The sequence below is a fragment of the Bradyrhizobium sp. RP6 genome (genome assembly GCF_003837805.1).
Lineage (GTDB): Bacteria > Pseudomonadota > Alphaproteobacteria > Rhizobiales > Xanthobacteraceae > Bradyrhizobium.
Map to the genome: position 1 here is coordinate 294,225 of NZ_RQIT01000004.1, position 19,845 is coordinate 314,069.

Below are 19,845 nucleotides of genomic sequence, written 5' to 3' on the forward strand. Positions count from 1 at the left end.
TCCTCCTTATTGTCTCTTGCGGGCGATCGACCGGCGGGCGGCTTCCGCAATGCTTTGCGGTGTGATGCCGAACTCGCGGTACAGCACGGGCGCAGGCGCCGAGGCGCCGAAACCGCGCATGCCGACGAACTCGCCGTCGGCGCCGATCCAGCGCGGCCAGTCGCCCAGCACCGCCGCCTCGATCCCGACGCGCGGCGCGGTGCCGAGCACGGTGGCGCGGTAGTCGTCCGGCTGCTCCTCGAACAGGGCGAAGCACGGCACGGAGACCACGGCCGCACGGATGTGCTCGGTCGCGAGCAGGCGGGCGGCGTCCAGGGCTATCGCCACTTCCGAGCCGGTTGCGATCAGCGTCACGTCGCGGCCGCCGTCGGGCGAGACGACGAGGTAGGCACCGCGCGCGACGCGGTTTTTCCCGCGCGCATCGCTGCGGAAGGTCGGTAAAGCCTGCCGCGACAGGCACAACACGGACGCACGATGCTCCGCCGCCAGCGCGCAGTCCCAGGCCTCGAGCGTCTCCACGGCATCAGCCGGCCGGAACACGAGCAGGTTGGGAATTACGCGCAGCGCCGCGAGATGCTCGACCGGCTGGTGCGTCGGGCCATCCTCTCCGAGTCCGATGGAGTCGTGCGTCATCACATGGATCACGCGCAGGCGCATCAGGGCCGCAAGTCGGATCGCAGGCCGGCTGTAGTCGGAGAACGCGAGGAACGTGCCGCCGTACGGGATGAAGCCGCCATGCAGCGCGAGGCCGTTCATCGCAGCTGCCATACCGTGCTCGCGAATGCCGTAATGGATGTAGTCGCCGCCGAACGCGCCGTTCCTGACCGGAGCCTGCGCCTTGGCATGCGTCAGGTTCGAATGTGTCAGGTCCGCCGAACCGCCGACCAGGCCGGGAATTGTCCCGGCGATGCCGTCGAGCACCTGTTGCGAGGCCTGCCGCGTCGCGAGTTTTGGCCGCTCACTGGCAAAGCGCTCGCGCAATTTCGCCGCGGCCAGCGCATAGGCGGCGGGCAGAGCCACAGCCTTGCCCTCGACGAACAGATCGCGCTGCTCGGGCGTTGCAGCTTCGTAGCGATCGAGCCAGGCGAGGCGATCGACCTGCCCGCGCTGCCCGATCATCCGCCAGGCCTTGAGCACCGGGATCGGCACCACGAAGGGCTGATAGTCCCAACCAAGATTCCGGCGCGCCGCCGCCGTCTGCTCGGTGCCGAGCGGCGCGCCATGCGCCTTTTCGGTGCCCTGCCAATCAGGCGCGCCATAGCCGATGATGGTGCGGCAGGCGATCAGCGACGGCTGTGCGGTCTCCCGCTCCTCGGCAATCGCCTGTGCCACGGCTTCGGGATCGTGCCCGTCGACCCGACGCACCGACCAGCCGGAGGCGGCGAAGCGCGCAAGCTGGTCATCCGACGTCGCAAGCGAGGTCGGGCCGTCGATGGAGATGCCGTTGTCATCGAACAGCACGATCAGCCGGCCGAGCCCGAGATGGCCGGCGAGCGAGATCGCCTCCTGGCTGATGCCCTCCATCAGGCAGCCGTCGCCCGCGATGACATAGGTGAAGTGATCGACGAGGCTGTCGCCATGCCGCGCATTGGCCATGCGCTCGGCGAGCGCCATGCCGACGGCGGTCGCGATGCCCTGCCCCAGCGGTCCCGTTGTGGTCTCGACGCCGCGCGTGTGGCCATATTCGGGATGGCCCGGCGTCTTCGAGCCCCATTGCCTGAAGGCCTTGATGTCGTCAAGGCTGACATCGCCGCCGGTCAAATGCAGCAGCGCATAGAGCAGCATCGATCCGTGGCCCGCCGACAGCACGAAGCGGTCGCGGTCGGGCCAGTTGGGATGCGCCGAGTCGAATTTGAGAAAGCGCGAGAACAGCACGGTCGCGACATCGGCCATGCCCATGGGTAGCCCGGGATGGCCGGACTGCGAGGTCTCGATAGCGTCCACAGCGAGGAAGCGGACAGCGTTGGCGAGATCGTGGTGCGTGACCGCCATGAGGTCGGCTTCGGCGTGGACGGAGATGTTCATCGGATTCTCTCCTCGTTCACTTCAGGTTTCGCTTGCGCTCGATCAGCTGCATGATCAGCGGCGTCAGGATCAGCTGCATCGCGAGGTCGAGCTTCGCGCCCGGACACACGATCGAGTTCGCGCGGGACATCCAGCTCTGCGGCAGCATCGAGAGCAGGTAGGGGAAGTCGATGCCGCGCGGGTTTTTGAAGCGGATCACGACCATCGATTCATCCGGCGTCGGGATCCAGCGCGCGATGAACGGGTTGGAGGTGTCCACCGTCGGCACGCGCTGGAAGTTGATGTCGGTCTCCGTGAATTGCGGGCAGATGTAGTGGATGTAGTCCGGCATCCGCCGCAGGATGGTGTCGGTAACGGCCTCTGTCGAATAGCCGCGCGCGCTGCGATCGCGGTGCAGCTTCTGGATCCATTCGAGATTGATGACGGGCACGACGCCGATCTTCAGATCGGCATAGCGCGCGACATTCACCTTGTCCGTGACCACGGCGCCGTGCAGGCCTTCGTAGAACAGCAGATCGGAGTTCTCCGGCAGCTGCTTCCAGTCGGTGAAGGTGCCGGGTGCCGCGCCGTGCAGCGCCGATTCCTCGGCATCGTGGACGTAGTGACGCGTCACCGCGGTGCCGGTCTCGCCGTAATCGCGGAATGCGCGCTCCAGCTCCTCGAACAGGTTGGTCTCGGGGCTGAAATGGCTGAAATGCTTGTTGCCGCGCTCGGCCTCCTTCGCCATCTGCGCGCGCATCTCGGCGCGGTCGTAGCGGTGGAAGGCGTCACCCTCGATGTAGACCGCGTTGACCTTCTCGCGGAAGAATATCTGCTCGAAGGTCTTCTTGACCGAGGTGGTGCCGGCGCCGGAGGAGCCGGTAATGGAGATGATCGGATGCTTCCTGGACATGGCGCGCCTCGCTCAGAGCCGGAAGAAGCCGCGCCGCGCGAACAGCGGCGCGGAGACGCTGGCAACCAGCAGCGGATCGCAATGCAGCTCCTCGACGCGCCGGACCTCGTTGCTCGAGCCCATGATCAGCGGGACGCGCTGGTGCAGGCTCTGCGCCGATAATTCGAGGATGCGCTCGCGTCCCGTCGAGGCCGAACCGCCGGCCTGCTCCATGATCATCGCCATCGGATGCGCCTCGTAGGTGAGGCGAAGGCGGCCGTCGCCATAGCCGGGCCGCGCGTCCGAAGGATAGAGGAACACGCCGCCGCGGGTGAGGATGCGATAGGCTTCCGCGACCAGCGAGCCGATCCAGCGCATGTTGAAATCGTGGTTGGCGGGCCCTTCGACACCGGCCAGGCATTCGTCGATGAAGGCGCGCACCGGCGGATCCCAATGCCGGCGGTTCGATGCGTTGATCGCGAACTCGTCGCCGGCCTCGGGAATCTGCACGCCGCTGCGCGCGAGGCGGAAGCAGCCGGACTTGCGATCGAGCGTGAAGATGTCGACGCCGTCGCCGAGCGTCAGCACCAGCGAGGTCTGGGGGCCGTAGGTGACGAAGCCGGCCGCGAGCTGCGCCGAGCCGCGCTGATGGAAGGCCAGTGAGAGATCGCCGGGTGCCGGCAGGATCGAGAAGATCGTACCGACGGTCATGTTGATATCGATGTTGGAGGAGCCGTCGAGCGGATCTATCGCGATGCAGATGCGCCCCTGCCGGTCGACGATCTGGGCCTCGCGCATCTCCTCCGACGCCAGCGCCGCGATCGGCAGCCGGCCGAGGCAGCGGCGCAGGATCGCATCGGCCTGGACGTCGAGATCGCGCTGGAGATCGCCGTCGCTGTTGCGGTCCGTGGTCAGGCCCGAGGCGTCGGCGAGATCGCCGGAGGCGATGAGATCGGCGATCTCGATCGCCGCTGCGGCGATGGCATCGACGGCGCCCGCCACCGCCAGCGCGTGGGGCGCGGTCTCGGAATACCGTTGAAGCTGGTCGTCCAGCCTGAGTTGCCCGGTCATCTGCGTCCATCCCCTCTTCGGCGCCGCATCCGTTTCCTCCCCACTGGAGGTCGGCGCGGTCGGTCCCGGCATCAGGAGATTGACAGGGGCGACTTAATAAGGAAAATTTCTAATCATAATGAGCCTCAAAGAATTTTCTTATAATGGTCCCGGCCATGCGGCGGCCCAGCTCCGGCATCTGACGATCCGGCAGCTTCGCTCCCTCGCGGCGCTTTCGGCCAAGGGCAGCGTGACGGCGGCATCCAGCCATCTCGGGCTGACGCAGCCGGCGGTGACCCAGCAGCTCCGGCAGCTGCAGGACCTCGCCGGCCTGCCGCTGGTGCAGCGGACCGGTGACGGCATGCTGCTGACGGAAGCGGGCAAGGAGGTGCTGGCGCTGGCCGAGCGGGTGGAGGCCGCCATCACGGATTGTCAGGGCGCGCTCGACCTGCTCGCGGGGCGGACCGGCGGCACCGTGCATCTCGGCGCGGTCTCGACCGCGAAATATTTCGTGCCGCATGCGATCGCGGCGTTCTCGAAGCGCTACCCCAAGATCGAGATCAAGCTCACCATCGGCAATCGCGAGGAGATCCGCGAGGCCATGCACGGCTACGACCTCGACTTTGCGGTGATGGGTCGGCCACCGGCCGACGTCACCGTCGACGTCCGACAGCTCGGGCGCAATCCGCACGTCATCGTCGCGCGCAAGGGACACTGGCTGGAGAAGGATTCCGGCCTCAACCTCACCGACCTCGTGCACGAGACCTTCCTCACCCGCGAGCCCGGCTCGGGCACGCGGACGCTGATGGAGGGCTTGTTCCAGAAGTCGGATCTCGAGCCGATCATCGGCATGGAGATGAGCAGCAACGAGACCATCAAGCAGGCGGTCATCGCCGGGCTCGGCATCGCCTTCATCTCAGCCCACACCGTGGCGCATGAGCTCGCCGAGGGCCGGCTCGTCGTGCTTGATGTCGCGGGCCTGCCGATCGTCCGGCAATGGTACGTGATCCGCCGCAGCGACAAGGTGCTGCTGCCGCCCGCCCAGGCGATGTTCGATTTTCTGGGGTCGGAAGGGTCGAACTATCTGCCCGACGTGCCCGAACTCGGCGGGCGATAGAAGGCCGGCGCTCAGCTCATCAGCTTCATGGCGATGGTCGCCGCCAGAATCACGATGATCTGGAGCAGACGCTCCGTCGTGAAGATGCGGTTGAAGGTGGTCATCGCGTGCCCCGGCCGACGTGGAGAATATCTCGATCGGCCAGTTGCTAGCACAGTGGGATGCGGAGACAACTCCGTAATTGCCCTGTGGGCGATCGCGCCTTCGGCGAGCCGGTTCGCGGCCGCGCCGATGGCTGGCGATCAGGCCGCGAGCGGGGCGCTGCAGTCCGTGCGCGTCGCGAAATAGGCTTCCAGCTCCGACAGCGCCCGCGCCTCCCACTCGCTCGCCTGCTCCAGCAGCGACCAGCTCTGGCCCGGGCGGAATGCGGCGGTCTGGCGATAGAGCGATGCGATGCCGCGATAGCGGCGCACGTTCTCCAGGATGGCGTGACCGTTCATGTCCCGAAAACTCCCTCGTCATTCCCGCGGGAGAAACTGCGACCAAATCTTTTTCGAAAAGTTAGCGGCGCGCGGCAAGTTCGCGGATGGTTGCCGGACTGTTGCGCGTCCGCAACGCGCACGGTCCTGCCAGGCCGATTTATTGCGGATTCGTTGCCGCGCTCTCGCTGGAAGGCTTCAGTCCGCCGCTTCTGATGATCGTCACCGTCTTGCGGCAGAGATCGGCAAGGCCGATCAGGAGTATGGCCAGCAAGCAGAACAGGTTGATGGAATCGGCATTCGCGCTGGTCAGCGTGGTGAACCGGAAGACGGGCGGTATGAACGCCCACCATACCAGCGGAATCGTGAGCAGCGCGGCGAATGCCGCCGCCGGCGCGCCCGCAACGAGCGCGAGCACGAACAGGCTGGGCAGGAACGCTGCGAAATAAAGCTTTGCGCCGAGCGCGACGCAGAGGCTCTGAAGCACGGCCGACATGGCGACGACGACAAATCCGAGCAGAAACGCCTGCCACGACCATGGCCGTATCCGCGGTACGCCAAACAGCCCCGCACGCCTCATCAGCCTCCCCCTGCCGCCCATTAACCAGGTGCGCTTGCGACGAAAGTACTACAACCGCCGGTCAACCGCGAGATGGAAATTGTAGCGTCCAAAACTTCATCAGGCGCCGGGTGGCTTCTTGTCCGAGGCTTGGTAAACGCGCGCGCCGTCCTCCAGCGACTACTCCGTCGCCGCATAGAGCAGGCCCGCGACGGGCAGCGCGAGGCCAATGGCCGATGCCAGCGGCCAGCCGCCTTGCGCGAAGGCGAAGGCTCCGACCGCGGAGCCGGCCGCGCCGGCTGCGAAGAACGTCGCCATGTAGAGCCCGTTGAGGCGGCTGCGGTGCTCGTGCCCGAGCGCGAAGATGGCGCGGAAGCCAAGCACGACGTTGCCTTGGACGCCAATGTCGACAGTAACCGCTGCCACCACAAGACAGGCGAGGTTCAGCATCGAGCCGGGCGCGCCGACATAGGTCACGAGGAAGCCGCCGGCCGCGAGCAGCATCGCGACCAGCGTCGCGATGCGGCTATGGCCGTGATCGGCGAGGCGTCCGGCGGTCGGAGCGGCGAACACGCCGGCGACGCCGGCCAGCGCGAACAGCGCGATGCCGCGCTGGGAGAAGCCGAACTCGCCGGCGAGCTGGAGCGGCGCCACCGTCCAGAATAGGGTGAACGCGCCGAACAGGCTCGCCTGATAGAGCGCACGGCGCCGCAGCAGCGGCGTGGTCCGCACCAGATGCGGCATCGACAGCAGCAATTCGTCGTAATGCATCCGCGTCACCGGCTTGCGCTTCGGCAGCGTCATCCGGAGCGCGATCGCGAGCACGATCATCAGCGCGGCGGAGCAGAAGAACACCGCGTGCCACGACAGGGCCGCGGTGACGAAGCTCGACACCGGACGCGCCAGCATGATGCCGAGCATCAGGCCGGTCGAGACGTTGCCGACGACGCGGCCGCGGATGGCTGCCGGCGCCAGATGCGCCGCATAGGGAATGATGATCTGCACGGCGACCGAGCCGAGGCCGATGAACAGCGCGGCGATCAGGAACGGCAGCGCATGGGTGGCGAACGCGGCGGCGAGCAGCGCCGCGGCGCCGAGCGTGATCACCGAGCAGATCAGCGTGCGGTTCTCGACGAGATCGCCGAGCGGCACGATGAGCAGCAGCCCGGTGCCGTAGCCGATCTGCGTCATGGTGGCGATCAGCCCGCTAGCTGCATGCGACAGGCCGAGCGCGGCGCTGATCGGGGCGATCAGCGGCTGGGCATAGTAGATGTTGGCGGCGATCATGCCACAGGCCGCGGCGAGCACGAAAGTCAGGCGCTGCGACACCGCATCCGGCTCGGGCGCGGTCTCGATCGTGGCATTCATCGTCATTCGCATGGACTCCAGATAGGGTATAAGGAATGACCATTCCCTATTATGACAGAAAATTCAGGCGAGCAGCTTCATCGCGACGTCGACGAGGCGCCTCCCGTCGAGCGGCAGACGCGTCTTGCCGACGACGCGCATCCCTTGCGTGATGCAGAGCATCAGCCGCGCGGTCTCGTCGGCGGGGACATGGCAGGGAATCGAGCCGTCGGCCTGCCCGTCGCGGATGAGGCGGGCGATGAGCTTTTCGTTGGTCGCAAGCTGCGCGCTGACGCGGGCCGCGACCACCGGATCGTGCGCGGACAATTCGATGGCGCTGCCGACCACGAGGCAGCCGCGCCGTCCCTCGACCCCCTGGGAGTGCTCGACATAGGACAGCAGCACGTTGCGGATCTGCTCGCGGCCGTTTGCGCCGCGCTCGGCCGCGCTGCGGGTCTGCTCCTGGCGCAGCGCCGTGTAGCGCTCGAAGGCGGCGAGGAACACCGCATGCTTGTCGCGAAACGCCTTGTACACGCTTCCAGTCGCCAGCCGCATCGCCGCGGTGAGGTCGCCGATCGAGGTGGCATGATAACCCCGGTCGCGAAACACGCGTACGGCGCGGTCGAGCGCAGTGTCCATGTCGAATTCCCGGGGACGACCGGGACGACGGGCGGCAGGCCGGGATCGGCGGGTCTTTTGCATAGCGGCATAATAGGGAATGAACGTTTCCGAATAAAGACACGTGGTTGTGAACGGGTCGAGGAGGATTCGACGGACCTGAAGATGCGGCTCTCACTCGTGTCCCGGACAAGCTGCAACGCGTAAGCGTTGCGGCGCGGAGCCGGGACCCAGGGTGCACGGTACGACAACGATTTGGGCCCGGCTCTTCAGCGCGTCGTTGAAGGGACGCTGCGCTGCGTCCAGGGCACGAGCGCAATGTTTGGCGCACGCTCCCTCAACGCCGTCATTGCGAGCCAACGGATCCGCGCAGAGCGCGGCCCGATGACAGGCTCCGCGAAGCAATCCAGAGTCTCTCCGCGGTGAGATTCTGGACTGCTTCGCTGCGCTCGCAATGACGGAGTATGACGCAACGACATCGCTCTTCCAGCTGGTATCTCGCTTGCAGGCACGCCTTCGCATCCTCGCGGCGCGTTTCGCCCGAGCTTTGCCTGGTCACTCCACCCTCTCGATCAAGAGGGCACAGGGAAGACCGGGTGCCGACAGGCACCCGCGGTCCGCTGCGCAAAAGGTGCACGCAGAAAACCGCACAGCAGCATACAGGTGGTGCCGATCACTCGGCCTTCCCTGCGCGATGGTCGGACGGCTTATGCCGCGCTCTCCTGGGAGCCGAGTTCGTTCTGGCCTCCCTCGTCCTTGCGAAATTCACCGGCGCCGCGCCGGTTGACGCGACTGCCGCCTCCGCAAGGAGCTTGACCGTAGCAACGACGGCCAGGACCACACGGTTTTGCCGTACGCACGGCTCGCTTGACCCCATCGGCTCCGACGACGTTGTGCACGTTGCCATCGAAGACCGCCGGGACGAACCTGTCAGCGCCGCTCGTCCGCACGCCGTTCCGGGCTCACGGAGAGCAATCCGCCCTGCCCTTCACCTCTCGTGCACGACGCTGCCGCGTCCACCGCAAGCCCGGCTCGCGAACATGACGACCACACGATCGCCCCTCAAGGATGAGCCGGGATGGGCGACACATACGACAAATCCAAATTTCGGGAAAGTAGGAATATTTTCATGCGAGAGGATTGACACGGGAGCGAAACACCGAATTTCCCGGCGTCATTCCGGGGCGCCGCAAAGCGGCGAGCCCGGAATCCATCTAACCGCTTGTACTGCAGCCCGATGGATTCTCAGGTGCGCAATTGCGCACCATAGCTCGATGCTGCGCATCGCCACGGAATGACAGGAGGGAGAGTGTCACCCCTTTCGCGGCACCGGCGTTCCATCCGCCATCGTCGTCACGCCCTTCCGCTCCACGATCATTCCATACGCATGCGGCTGGCGGTGGACGTCGAAGTTGAAGGTGGTGCGCTTGTAGGAGTCGCAGAGATCGAGATCGCAGCGCGCCAGCGCGATCTCATCGCCCTTGGTGGTGCAGGCCGCGATGATCTCGCCCGAGGGCGCGATGATGCAGCTGCCGCCGATGTGGTCGACGCCCTCCTCGATGCCGGCTTTGGCGACGCCGACCACGAAGGTGCCGTTCTGATAGGCGCCGCCCTGCATCACCAGATGGTTGTGGAACAGCGAGAGATCGTCATGCTCGGGCGCGGGCGGATTGTGCACCGGCGTGTTGTAGCCGATCAGCACCATCTCGACGCCCTGCAGGCCCATGACGCGATAGGTCTCGCTCCAGCGGCGGTCGTTGCAGATCGCCATCCCCATCACGCCGCCGAAGGCATTGGCCACGCCGAAGCCGCTGCCCGGCTCGAAGTAGCGCTTCTCCAGATGCTGAAACTCGCGCCACGGCTCGTGCTCGGCATGGCCGGGCAGATGGACCTTGCGATACTTCAGGACGACCGCGCCGCTCTTGTCGACGAGAATGGAGGTGTTGTAGCGCCTGACAAGTCCGGCCTCGACCGTCAGCTCGGCATAGCCGAGGCAAAAGCCGATCCCGAGCTCGCGCGCGAGATCGAACAGGGCCTGCGTTTCGGGGCCCGGCATCTCGCGCTCGAAGAAACTGTCGATCTCGGCCTGATCTTCGAAATACCAGCGCGGAAAGAACGTGGTCAGCGCCAGCTCGGGATAGACGATCAGGTCGCAGCCGCAGGCCCGAGCCTGGCGCATCAAGGCCATCAGCCTCGCCGTCACCGCGGTCCTGGTCTCGCTCCTCGCGATCGGGCCGAGCTGGCCGGCTGCAATCGTCACAAATCTCGCCACGCGTCATTCCTTCATTTTTACGAGTCGTCGGGCTCGAGCCTACGCCACATGCAAGCCGCCTTCGCCCATCATCCCCATGGCACAATCAAATTCCGTGCCTGCGGGTATCATCGTGGGGACGCCAGGCGCGCTGAAACGGGGGGAAATTCGTTGCCGATCTGCAACGGTTCCCCACGATCTGAAGCCGGACAAAACAAACTCCCATTCCGGCCACGAACCACTCTCACAAGGCCGTGAGACTATCAGGGGAACGACGATGCGTGCACAACGCGTTTGGAAAGTGAATGGGGCCGCCAGCATCGGGCAGCTTCAATCGAGACTGGACGATCTGAACAAGCGTCTCGGCCAGCTCGAAAACCAGCATTCGGATAGCGGCACGCTGGAAGAGCTGAGAGCGATCGCGCTCAGCCTGTCGCGCGAGATCGACGACATCCGCTGCGCCGAGGCCACGGCGGCTTTGAGCGAGCTATTGCGGAAGTAGCGGACGCCCGCGATTCGCATCGCGCGCAAGGAACCAAGTTCCGCCGCCGCCATTTCCATGCAGAGCATGGAGCCAGATCATGAGCAGGCGAGCCGATCTCGCGCGCGGCGGCCTCCACCATCGCGCGCCACTTTGTGTTATGAAGATTTTGGCGCTGTGAGGGATTTCGCATGACATCGGACCCCGAGGAGTCGGTGCGGCTGCAGGGCTACGGCGAGATGACGCTGCGCACGGCCGTCGAGACCTTGATGCTGCTCGCGCCGCGCGAGCGATCCGACGCCGCCATCTTCCGCGTCCGCGACGGCGTTCGCCTCGCACAAAGCGAGATCGCCGAGCTCGCATCAAGCTGGGGCATCGAACCGGCGCCCAACGTGCGATCGCCGAGACTGGTCCCCGAGCAGCACTGGCAAGACATCGTGCGCGGCATGGTGCGCGAGGCCCCGCTGCCGTCGCTGATGGTTGCGTTTCTGGTGGGGGTGCTGGTGGCGCGAAGGTAGCCGCGCCAGAGCTGCTTGCGACAGGGCTACTTCTGTTCGCTTGCCCGCATCTGCTCGGCGAAAGGACGCAGGGCCTCGGACATGTCGTCGAGGCGCTTCTGCCACTCCGCACCGGGCATGAAGGCGATCACCGGCTCATCCCCGGGCGAACCCGTCAGGTACTCTGGATTACGCAAGCCCTCGGCTATCCCGGCTTCCAGCTTCTTGACGATGTCGTCCGGAACGCGCTTGGGGACCGCGAAGCCGCGTTCGGCCGTCGTCACGACCGGAAAGCCCACCTCTTCTGCCGTCGGAACGTCGGGCAGCGATGGAAAACGCTTCTTCGACAGGATCGCGATGACGCGAAGTGGTCCCTTGTTGGTGCCATGCAGTTCGGGAATCTCGCTGAGACTGACCATCCCGACTTCCAGATGCCCGCCCAAAAGATCGGTGCGCTGTGCCGCCGTTCCTCTGTAGGAGATTTCGTTGGGCTCGACCTTCGCGACGGCCGCGAGCATGCGAATGGCCAAATGACCGTTCGTGCCGGCGCCGTTGTGGCCGAAGCTCACCGACCCCGGCTTGCTGCGAAGTGCGGCAATAACAGCCGGCAGATCCTCGAATCTGCTGTTCGCGGGCACCACGATCACGTTCGGATCCTCGACGACCCGTGCGACCAGCCGAATCTCGTCCGTGGTGTATTGGGTCTTGCGGGTCATCGGCAGGAAATTGTAGCCCGGCACGTTGACGACACCCATCGCATAGGCATCGGGCGCTGCGCGCGCGATCGAGGCAAACGCAATCTCGCCGCCGGCACCGGGCTTGTTCAGGACGACAAATTTCGCCTTGCCGCCGAGCGCGCGCTCGACAAAGGGCAGCAGCTTGCGAGCCATGACATCGGTGCCGCCGCCCGGCGCGAAGCCGACCACAACCTCGATCGGCTTGTCGTCCGGCCACGCCGCCCATGCAGGCCCAGAGGCAGCGATGCTGAAAGCACCAAAGAGCGCGATGATTGTCTTGTTCATGATTTCCAGCCCTGTTCTTGTTATTGGCCGATCGCGCTCTCGAACGCGCAACCGGCTATGCGGTCATCTAGCTGTCGGCCCGACCGGATGGCAAGTGGCCATCCCGCGCGCAGGGATTTGATCGCGCGCAAAAGCCTCGACCATGACCCACGCTCGTAGATGCACCGTCATCGAAATCCCGGTAGCTTGCGCATCAGTGTGCGTGAGATATCCTTGATGGCGAAGGCAGCGATTGACGATCTGGAAGGTGGCGCGGCGCCGTGCGCCTGGTTCGAGGGTGTCCCCTCATTCCACCATGCGACATTGCGGGAGCTGGAGCTTCGCCAGGGTGCGCCCGGGCGGCCTGTCGCCCAAGCCTTTCAGATGCGCCCCACCGAGCCGGGATCATGTTCGGACTCGGCATCGAGATCGATCCCGACGCCACGACGCTGAGCTTCGAATCCAGCTATGGGGTGCACGGTTGGATCAAGGCCAGGCGGGTCGTCGTCTCGTTCGAGCCTCGGCCGACAAGTCTCGCCTGAACCTGACGAGCCATGCCACTGCGGCAAGCGCCCCTGCCCCGCCAAATCGGCCGTGGACCCGTCCTGAAAATCGTTGCAAAAAGGCGCTCCCGAGGCGCCGGCGGCCGGTTCGCCAAGTCTCTGGAAACCGTCGATTTTTGGAAGAATGGTCGGAGTGGCAGGATTCGAACCTGCGACCCCTGCGTCCCGAACGCAGTGCTCTACCGGGCTGAGCCACACTCCGACAAGAAGGCGGCTTATAGCGTCGGGTTTGACGCACTGCAAGCGGCCGAGCCGAGGAATTTTATCCCTGTGAAAACGGGTCTTGAAACGCTGATTTTGCCGGCCGGCGAGGCCGGCGCGGAAGCCGCCGCCCGGCGCCTTGCGGCCGGCGGGCTGGTCGCGTTTCCGACCGAGACGGTCTACGGGCTGGGCGCCGACGCCGCCAACGCCACGGCGATCGCCCATCTCTACGCCGCCAAGGGCCGGCCGGCGTTCAATCCGCTGATCGCGCATGTCGCCGACCTCAAGGCCGCGCGGCGGATCGGGCGGTTCGACGCGCGCGCGCTGGAACTTGCCGAGGCGTTCTGGCCGGGGCCGCTGACGCTGGTGGTGCCGAAAACGGACGATTGCCCGGTGGCGGATCTCGCCACTGCTGGTCTCGATACCGTCGCGATTCGCATCCCCGCCCACCCCGTCGCGCAGGCGATCCTGCGCGCCTTCGGCGGCGCCGTGGTGGCGCCGTCCGCCAACATCTCCGGCCACGTCTCGCCGACGCTGGCCGCCCATGTCGCGAGCGACCTAGTGGGGCGGATCGACCTGATCGTCGACGGCGGGCCTGTTGCGGTCGGGGTGGAATCGACCATCGTCGGCTGCTTCGACGCGCCGATGCTGCTCCGCCCCGGCGGACTTGCGCGCGAGCGGATCGAGGCGGTGCTCGGCGCACCCTTGGCGCGGCCGTCTGTGGAGGCCGAAAGCGACGACAGCCAGCCGCTGGCGCCGGGCATGCTGGCCTCGCACTACGCGCCGCGCGCCGATGTGCGGCTCAATGCGCGTGAGGTGGCGCCGGGCGAGGCGCTGCTGGCGTTCGGCCCCGCGCGGCTGCCGGGCGTCGATGCTGCCGCCGCCGTCATGAATCTGTCGCCCACCGGCGATCTCGATGAAGCCGCCGCCAATCTGTTCGGCTATCTTCGCAGCCTCGATGCCCGGGCGCCACGCGCGATCGCGGTGATGGCGATCCCCGAGGAAGGACTTGGCGAAGCGATCAACGACCGGCTGCGCCGGGCTGCGGTTGCCCGATAAGAAGCTTGAGAAGAGACACGAGAATGAACGTCAATAAATCCGCCACCCCGCCGCTTGCGCTCGAATTGATCGACCAATTCCGCAAGATCGTCGGCGACCGCCATGCCATCACCGATGCGACCGACATCGAGCCTTACATTACCGAGGAGCGCAACCTGTTCCACGGCCGCTCGCCGCTGGTGCTGCGCCCGGGCTCGACCGCGGAAGTCTCCGCGATCTGCAAGCTGGCCTCCGCGCACGGAATCGCGCTGGTGCCGCAGGGCGGCAACACCGGGCTCGTCGGCGGGCAGACGCCGCACAATGGCGAGGTGGTGGTGTCGCTGCGCCGGCTCGACAAGATCCGCGAGGTCGACACCGCGTCCAACACCATGACCTGCGAAGCGGGCGTGGTGCTGCAGATCGCGCAAGCGACGGCGGCGGAGGTGGACCGGCTGTTTCCGCTGTCGTTAGGGGCCGAAGGCAGCTGCACCATCGGCGGCAATCTCTCGACCAATGCCGGCGGCACCGCGGCGCTCGCCTATGGCGTCGCGCGCGAGATGGCGCTGGGCCTCGAAGTGGTGCTCGCCGACGGGCGCGTTCTCAATTTGCTGTCGAAGCTGAAGAAGGACAACACCGGCTATAATCTGCACAATCTCTTCATCGGCGCCGAAGGCACGCTCGGCATCATCACGGCGGCGACGTTGAAACTGTTTCCGAGGCCGCGGGCGGTCGAGACCGCCTTCGTCGGGCTGAAATCGCCGGCCGCGGCGCTCGAGCTGCTGACGATCGCGCAAGGCGAGGCCGCCAATGCGCTGACGAGCTTCGAGCTGCTGTCGGAGATGGCGGTCGATTTCTCGGTGCGGCACGGCATCGACGTGCGCGATCCGCTCGAGGCGAAGCATCCCTGGTACGTGCTGATGGAATTGTCTTCGCCGAGCGAGGACGCCCGCACGCCGCTGGAGACGATCCTGACCCGCGCCATGGAGGAGGAGATCGTCGACGACGCCGTGATCGCGGCGAGCCTTGCCCAGCGCGGTGCGTTCTGGAAACTGCGCGACGAGATGTCCGCGGCGCAGAAGCCGGAGGGCGGCTCGATCAAGCACGACATTTCCGTGCCCGTGGCCGCCGTGCCCGCCTTCATTGCCGAGGCCGATGCCGCCGTGGTGAAGCTGATCCCCGGCGCGCGGCCGGTGCCGTTCGGCCATCTCGGCGACGGCAACCTCCACTACAATGTCAGCCAGCCGGTCGGCGCCAATACGGCGGATTTCCTGGCGCGCTGGCACGAGATGAACGCGGTGGTGTTCGAGATCGTGCTGCGCATGGGCGGCTCGATCTCGGCCGAGCACGGCATCGGCGTGCTCAAGCGCGACGAGCTGCCGGAGGTGAAGGACAAGACCGCGATCGAGCTGATGCGCTCCATCAAGGCGATGCTCGACCCGCTCGGCATCATGAATCCGGGGAAGGTGCTGTGAGCGTGCCCCCTGCTCCGCTCGCGATCAGCGCGATCGCGGATGCCGATGTCGAGAACGTCGTCGCGCTGTGGCAGCGCTGCGGCCTGACGCGGCCCTGGAACGATCCGCATGCCGACATCGCGCTGGCGCGGCGGCGCGAGAATTCCACCGTACTGATCGGCCGCGACGGCGGCGCGATCGTCGCGACAGTCATGGTCGGCCATGACGGCCATCGCGGCTGGGTCTATTACGTCGCGGTCGATCCCGACAGCCGGAAGCGCGGCCACGGCCGCGTCATCATGGCCGCGGCCGAGGGCTGGCTGCGCGCGGCCGGAATTCCAAAACTGCAGCTCCTGGTCCGCCGCGACAATGCGCAGGCCAATGCCTTCTATGGGTCGCTGGGCTTCGAGCTATCGACATCCGTGATGTTCCAGAAGTGGCTCGACGGCCGCACGACCACGCCAAGCAACTGAGACCCGCCATGACCATTTCCGATCGCGTCCGCATCAAGGACGTCCGCGTGCTCTCGGACGGCTGGACTCCCCTGAAGACCACGACGTTCGACTACCGGCGCGCCAATGGCGCATGGCAGACGCAGCACCGCGAGACCTATGAGCGCGACAATGCCGCCGCCGTGCTGCCCTACAACCGCGCCCGGCGCACGGTGATCCTGGTGCGGCAGTTCCGACTGCCGGCGTTCATCCGCGGCTACGACGATCTGCTGATCGAGGCGGCCGCCGGCGTGCTTGACAACGCCGAGCCCGAGGCGCGCATCCGCGCCGAGGCCGAGGAGGAGACGGGCTATCGCCTGCACGACGTGCACAAGGTGTTCGAGGCCTTCATGAGTCCCGGCGCCATCACCGAGAAGCTGCATTTCTTCGTCGCCGAATACGAGCCCGAAATGCGCGTCGGCGACGGCGGCGGCCTTGAGCACGAGGGCGAGGACATCGAGGTGCTGGAGCTTTCCATCGACGAGGCACTGGCGATGATCGCCGACGGCCGCATCATCGATGCCAAGGCGATCATGCTGCTGCAATACGCGGCGCTGCACGTGTTCAGGTAGGTGCGCTCTTCACCCTCCCCTGGAGGGGGAGGGTCGATCGCGCGCAGCGCGAGCGGGGTGGGGTGATCCCTCCACTCGGGCACTGTTGGATGTGGAGAGACCGTCACCCCACCCCGTCTCACATTTCGCTACGCTCCATGTGAGCCGACCCTCCCCCTCCAGGGGAGGGTAAGAGGCGCCTTCCACGCGGCTTTAGCGTACAATGCAATTCTGACCTGCGCCGCCTCTCCCCCGGTTGAGCTCACTCCTGACTATCTCTACTCTGCGCCGAACCAAGAACCAGGAGACGCGCCCATGTCCGCTCCGCGCGACGACGAATTCGGCTTTGCGCCCGACTACGATTCCCCCGTTCCCTACATGCAGCGCACGCGGGATTATTACGCGGCGATCGGCTACACCACGCCGTATCGCTGGGCGCATTACACCGAGGCGCCGTTCCAGCCGCTGAAGAAACCGCTGGCACAGTCGCGCGTCACCATCATCACCACGGCCGCGCCGTTCGATCCGGCCAAGGGCGACCAGGGGCCGGGCGCGGCGTATAATGGCGGCGCGAAATTCTACCAGGTCTATGACGGCGACACGTCGAAAGAGCACGATCTGCGCATCTCGCACATCGGCTACGACCGCAAGCACACCTCGGCCACCGACAGCGGCACCTGGTTTCCGCTGCCGCAGCTGTTGAAGGCGAGTGCTGCAGGCCGGATCGGTGAAGTCGCGCCGCGCTTCTTCGGCGCACCCACAAACCGCAGCCACCGCGTCACGCTCGACACCGACGCGCCGGAGATCCTGGCGCGCTGCCTTGCCGACAAGGTCGACGTCGCCGTGCTGGTGCCGAACTGCCCCGTCTGTCACCAGACCACGGCGCTGGTGGCGCGGCATCTGGAGCGGAACGGCATTGCGACCGTGGTCATGGGATGCGCCAAGGACATCATCGAGCACGCCGCCGTGCCGCGCTTCCTCTTCAGCGACTTCCCGCTCGGAAATTCCGCCGGCAAGCCGCATGACATCGCCTCGCAGGCGCAGACGCTCGAGCTGGCGCTCAAGCTGCTGGAGACCGCGAGCGGTCCGCAGACCACGATGCAGTCGCCGCTGCGCTGGAGCGAGGATGCCTCCTGGAAGCTCGACTACAACAACGTCGCGCAGCTCTCTCACGAAGAGCTGGCGCGGCGCCGCGCCGAGTTCGACAAGCAGAAGGAGATCGCGCGCGGCAACCGCGCCGCCTGACGTCCTCCGACAACAACAAATAAGAGGAGAGCGACGTGACGCGACCGTTCGAAGGCGTGAAGATCCTGGACTTCACGCAAGTGCTGGCCGGCCCCTATGCGAGCTACCAGCTCGCGCTGCTGGGGGCCGAAATCATCAAGGTCGAGCGGCGCGAAGGCGAGGACATGCGCCGCACGCCGCTTTCCCGCGAATGGGCCGAGCGCGGGCTGGCGCCGGCGTTCCAGGCCGTCAACGGCAACAAGCGCAGCCTGACGCTCGACCTGCAGAAGCCGGAGGCGATCGCGATCGTGAAGAAGCTCGCAGACACCGTCGACGTCGTCATGGAGAATTTCCGCCCGGGTGTGATGGACAGGCTCGGCATCGGCTACGAGGCGCTCTCCGCGATCAATCCGAAGCTGATCTATTGCGCGGTCTCCGGCTTCGGTCAGACCGGTCCGGACCGCCTGCGGCCCGGCTATGACGGCAAGATGCAGGCGCTGTCCGGCATTATGGCCATCACCGGCCACCCCGAGACGGGGCCGACCCGCGCCGGCTTTGCCGTATGCGACGTGCTGTCGGGCGCGACGGCCGCGTTCGGCGTGTCGAGCGCGCTGTATCAGCGCGACCGCACCGGCAAGGGCCAGCTCATCGACGTCTCCATGCTGGAGGCGACGCTGGCATTTCTCTCCGGGCAGATCGCGGACTGGTCGGTCGCCGGTCATCGTCAGCAGCTGTCGGGCAACCAGGCAGTCAGCCGCAGGACCACGGCGAATTTGTTCAAATGCGGCGACGGCCATATCCTGCTCGCCGTCAACAACGAGAAGCAGTACCGCGCGCTGATGAGCGCGCTCGGCCGCGAGGACGCGCTGAGCGACCCGCGCTTCTCCGACTGGTTTTCACGCAACGAGAACGAGCCGGCGCTCCGCGCGATCATCGAGGAGGCGCTCGCGGCAAGGCCGGCGCGCGAATGGGAGACGATTCTGGAAGATGCCGGCGCGCCCTGCGCCAGCATCTGGAAGGTCGAGGAGGTCATCGACCATCCGCAAGTGAAGGCGCGCGGCGCGATCCAGGAGCTAGATACGCCGTACGGCCGGCTGCGCTTTGCCGGCAGCGGATTCAAGCTCGCGCATGGCGGCGGCAGGCTGGATCGGATGGCGCCGGAGCTGGGGGCGGATACGGATGCGGTGCTCGGCGAGCTCGGATTCGATGCGGCGGAGATCGCGCAGTTGCGGGCAAGAGAGATCGTGTAGGCCGTCACACACTCCGCCGCCGCAGCTAGAACAGCGATCCCTGCCCGTCATCTGACGAGGCAGCAGCAACCTTCCGCACCGCCTTCCTGGGCTTCGCAGCCTCCGCCTCCATCTCCTCCGCGCTGATCGGCAGCACGAGCTGCGCATCGTCATTGGCAACGCGGTTGACGCGGGTGGAGACGGGGTGCCAGACGAATTCCCCGACGCGCGGGGCCGTCATCAGCGGCAGGATCGCGTCGACCTCGTCGCCGCTGATGTCGAGCCAGCGATCGAAATCGCGCGGGCTGATGGTCACGGGCACGCGGTCATGCAACGCGGCGAGATCCTCGCCGGCCGCGGCGGTGACGATCGCGACGGTATCGAGCTCCTCGCCGTTCGGCCCGACCCAGGTCTCGAACACTGCGGCAAAGCCGAGCGGCTCGCCGTCGGCGCGGTGGATGAAGAAGGGCTGCTTGCGGCCGTCTTCCGTCTTCCACTCGTAATAGCCATCGGCCGGGATCAGGCCGCGCCGGCGACGAATCGCCCTTTTGAAGGCGGGCTTGTCCAGCACCGTCTCGGCGCGGGCATTGATCAGGAGCGTAAATCCGCGCGGATCCTTGACCCAGCCCGGCAACAGGCCCCAGCGCATCAGGCGGAAATGGCGCGCGCCGTTCTCGACCAATACGACCGGAATCGCTTGTGTCGGGGCGACATTGTACCGGGGCGGGAAATTCGGCTGCTCGACATAGCCGAACAGTTGCCGCAAAGCCGCGGGGGCCGAAGTTATGACGAAGCGTCCACACATGCTTTGGTATCTATATAGGGTCCGTTCAGGTCCTTTTAACTCCGAACGCTAACACT

20 protein-coding genes and 1 tRNA gene are annotated in these 19,845 nt (G+C 66.1%); 10 read left to right on the forward strand and 11 right to left on the reverse strand.

Features of this window, described 5'->3' with window-relative positions:
- Positions 1 to 6: 6 nt before the first annotated feature.
- Genes tkt through EHH60_RS12365 form a run of 3 tightly spaced genes read right to left on the reverse strand, consistent with a single transcriptional unit; the run spans position 7 to position 3,967 of the window.
- Positions 7 to 2,025: a transketolase gene (gene tkt / locus EHH60_RS12355; RefSeq protein ID WP_124159733.1), complete on the reverse strand. Its 2,019-nt coding sequence runs from the start codon at positions 2,023 to 2,025 to the stop codon at positions 7 to 9.
- A 16-nt stretch (positions 2,026 to 2,041) separates the two neighbouring features.
- Positions 2,042 to 2,917 carry a phosphoribulokinase gene (locus EHH60_RS12360; RefSeq protein ID WP_124159734.1) on the reverse strand — a complete coding sequence of 292 codons (876 nt, stop codon included), beginning with the start codon at positions 2,915 to 2,917 and terminating at the stop codon, positions 2,042 to 2,044.
- A 12-nt stretch (positions 2,918 to 2,929) separates the two neighbouring features.
- Positions 2,930 to 3,967, reverse strand: coding sequence for a class 1 fructose-bisphosphatase (locus EHH60_RS12365; RefSeq protein ID WP_124159735.1), 1,038 nt, complete (start codon positions 3,965 to 3,967; stop codon positions 2,930 to 2,932).
- A gap of 118 nt (positions 3,968 to 4,085) precedes the next feature.
- Between EHH60_RS12365 and EHH60_RS12370 the strand changes: the two genes are divergently transcribed.
- Positions 4,086 to 5,063: a LysR family transcriptional regulator gene (locus tag EHH60_RS12370; protein WP_124159736.1), complete on the forward strand. Its 978-nt coding sequence runs from the start codon at positions 4,086 to 4,088 to the stop codon at positions 5,061 to 5,063.
- A 242-nt stretch (positions 5,064 to 5,305) separates the two neighbouring features.
- Here EHH60_RS12370 and EHH60_RS12375 read toward each other — a convergent pair whose 3' ends face one another.
- From EHH60_RS12375 to EHH60_RS12400, 5 genes are all read right to left on the reverse strand, one after another.
- The gene (locus EHH60_RS12375; RefSeq protein ID WP_124159737.1) at positions 5,306 to 5,503 is read right to left on the reverse strand and encodes a hypothetical protein; all 198 of its coding nucleotides are present in this window, start codon (positions 5,501 to 5,503) and stop codon (positions 5,306 to 5,308) included.
- 139 nt (positions 5,504 to 5,642) lie between these two features.
- Complete coding sequence (locus EHH60_RS12380) at positions 5,643 to 6,062, reverse strand: DUF4118 domain-containing protein (RefSeq protein WP_124159738.1); 420 nt, start codon at positions 6,060 to 6,062, stop codon at positions 5,643 to 5,645.
- 159 nt (positions 6,063 to 6,221) lie between these two features.
- Positions 6,222 to 7,415: an MFS transporter gene (locus EHH60_RS12385; protein ID WP_124159739.1), complete on the reverse strand. Its 1,194-nt coding sequence runs from the start codon at positions 7,413 to 7,415 to the stop codon at positions 6,222 to 6,224.
- A 57-nt stretch (positions 7,416 to 7,472) separates the two neighbouring features.
- Positions 7,473 to 8,090, reverse strand: a complete 618-nt coding sequence (locus EHH60_RS12390; protein WP_124159740.1) for a TetR/AcrR family transcriptional regulator — start codon at positions 8,088 to 8,090, stop codon at positions 7,473 to 7,475.
- Between the two features lie 1,228 nt (positions 8,091 to 9,318).
- Positions 9,319 to 10,278, reverse strand: coding sequence for an N-carbamoyl-D-amino-acid hydrolase (locus tag EHH60_RS12400; RefSeq protein ID WP_124159741.1), 960 nt, complete (start codon positions 10,276 to 10,278; stop codon positions 9,319 to 9,321).
- Positions 10,279 to 10,534: 256 nt separating this feature from the next.
- Here EHH60_RS12400 and EHH60_RS12405 point away from each other — a divergent pair, with 256 nt between their 5' ends.
- Both EHH60_RS12405 and EHH60_RS12410 read left to right on the forward strand, forming a co-directional pair.
- Positions 10,535 to 10,759: a hypothetical protein gene (locus tag EHH60_RS12405; protein ID WP_061878448.1), complete on the forward strand. Its 225-nt coding sequence runs from the start codon at positions 10,535 to 10,537 to the stop codon at positions 10,757 to 10,759.
- Positions 10,760 to 10,929: 170 nt separating this feature from the next.
- Entirely contained in the window at positions 10,930 to 11,256 is a 327-nt protein-coding gene (locus EHH60_RS12410; protein WP_124159742.1) for a hypothetical protein, read from the forward strand.
- Positions 11,257 to 11,282: 26 nt separating this feature from the next.
- Here EHH60_RS12410 and EHH60_RS12415 read toward each other — a convergent pair whose 3' ends face one another.
- A complete protein-coding gene (locus EHH60_RS12415) occupies positions 11,283 to 12,257 on the reverse strand; it encodes a tripartite tricarboxylate transporter substrate binding protein (protein WP_124159743.1) in 975 nt (324 codons plus the stop codon).
- Between the two features lie 386 nt (positions 12,258 to 12,643).
- On the opposite strand from EHH60_RS12415, the gene EHH60_RS38555 reads away from it, so the two are divergent.
- Entirely contained in the window at positions 12,644 to 12,778 is a 135-nt protein-coding gene (locus EHH60_RS38555; protein WP_283811828.1) for a hypothetical protein, read from the forward strand.
- A gap of 146 nt (positions 12,779 to 12,924) precedes the next feature.
- On the opposite strand, the gene EHH60_RS12420 is transcribed toward EHH60_RS38555, so the two are convergent.
- A tRNA-Pro gene (locus EHH60_RS12420) sits at positions 12,925 to 13,001 on the reverse strand.
- A 68-nt stretch (positions 13,002 to 13,069) separates the two neighbouring features.
- On the opposite strand from EHH60_RS12420, the gene EHH60_RS12425 reads away from it, so the two are divergent.
- The 6 genes from EHH60_RS12425 to EHH60_RS12455 all read left to right on the forward strand — a co-directional run bounded on the left by EHH60_RS12425 (position 13,070) and on the right by EHH60_RS12455 (position 19,005).
- Positions 13,070 to 14,059 carry an L-threonylcarbamoyladenylate synthase gene (locus EHH60_RS12425; RefSeq protein ID WP_124159744.1) on the forward strand — a complete coding sequence of 330 codons (990 nt, stop codon included), beginning with the start codon at positions 13,070 to 13,072 and terminating at the stop codon, positions 14,057 to 14,059.
- 23 nt (positions 14,060 to 14,082) lie between these two features.
- The gene (locus EHH60_RS12430; protein WP_124159745.1) at positions 14,083 to 15,510 is read left to right on the forward strand and encodes an FAD-binding oxidoreductase; all 1,428 of its coding nucleotides are present in this window, start codon (positions 14,083 to 14,085) and stop codon (positions 15,508 to 15,510) included.
- 2 nt (positions 15,511 to 15,512) lie between these two features.
- Positions 15,513 to 15,962 carry a GNAT family acetyltransferase gene (locus tag EHH60_RS12435; protein WP_124159825.1) on the forward strand — a complete coding sequence of 150 codons (450 nt, stop codon included), beginning with the start codon at positions 15,513 to 15,515 and terminating at the stop codon, positions 15,960 to 15,962.
- Positions 15,963 to 15,970: 8 nt separating this feature from the next.
- Positions 15,971 to 16,552: an NUDIX domain-containing protein gene (locus EHH60_RS12440; protein WP_124159746.1), complete on the forward strand. Its 582-nt coding sequence runs from the start codon at positions 15,971 to 15,973 to the stop codon at positions 16,550 to 16,552.
- A 294-nt stretch (positions 16,553 to 16,846) separates the two neighbouring features.
- Positions 16,847 to 17,776: a glycine reductase gene (locus tag EHH60_RS12450; protein ID WP_124159748.1), complete on the forward strand. Its 930-nt coding sequence runs from the start codon at positions 16,847 to 16,849 to the stop codon at positions 17,774 to 17,776.
- A 35-nt stretch (positions 17,777 to 17,811) separates the two neighbouring features.
- The gene (locus EHH60_RS12455) at positions 17,812 to 19,005 is read left to right on the forward strand and encodes a CaiB/BaiF CoA transferase family protein (protein WP_124159749.1); all 1,194 of its coding nucleotides are present in this window, start codon (positions 17,812 to 17,814) and stop codon (positions 19,003 to 19,005) included.
- A 25-nt stretch (positions 19,006 to 19,030) separates the two neighbouring features.
- On the opposite strand, the gene EHH60_RS12460 is transcribed toward EHH60_RS12455, so the two are convergent.
- Entirely contained in the window at positions 19,031 to 19,789 is a 759-nt protein-coding gene (locus tag EHH60_RS12460) for an SOS response-associated peptidase (RefSeq protein ID WP_124159750.1), read from the reverse strand.
- Positions 19,790 to 19,845: the final 56 nt, after the last annotated feature.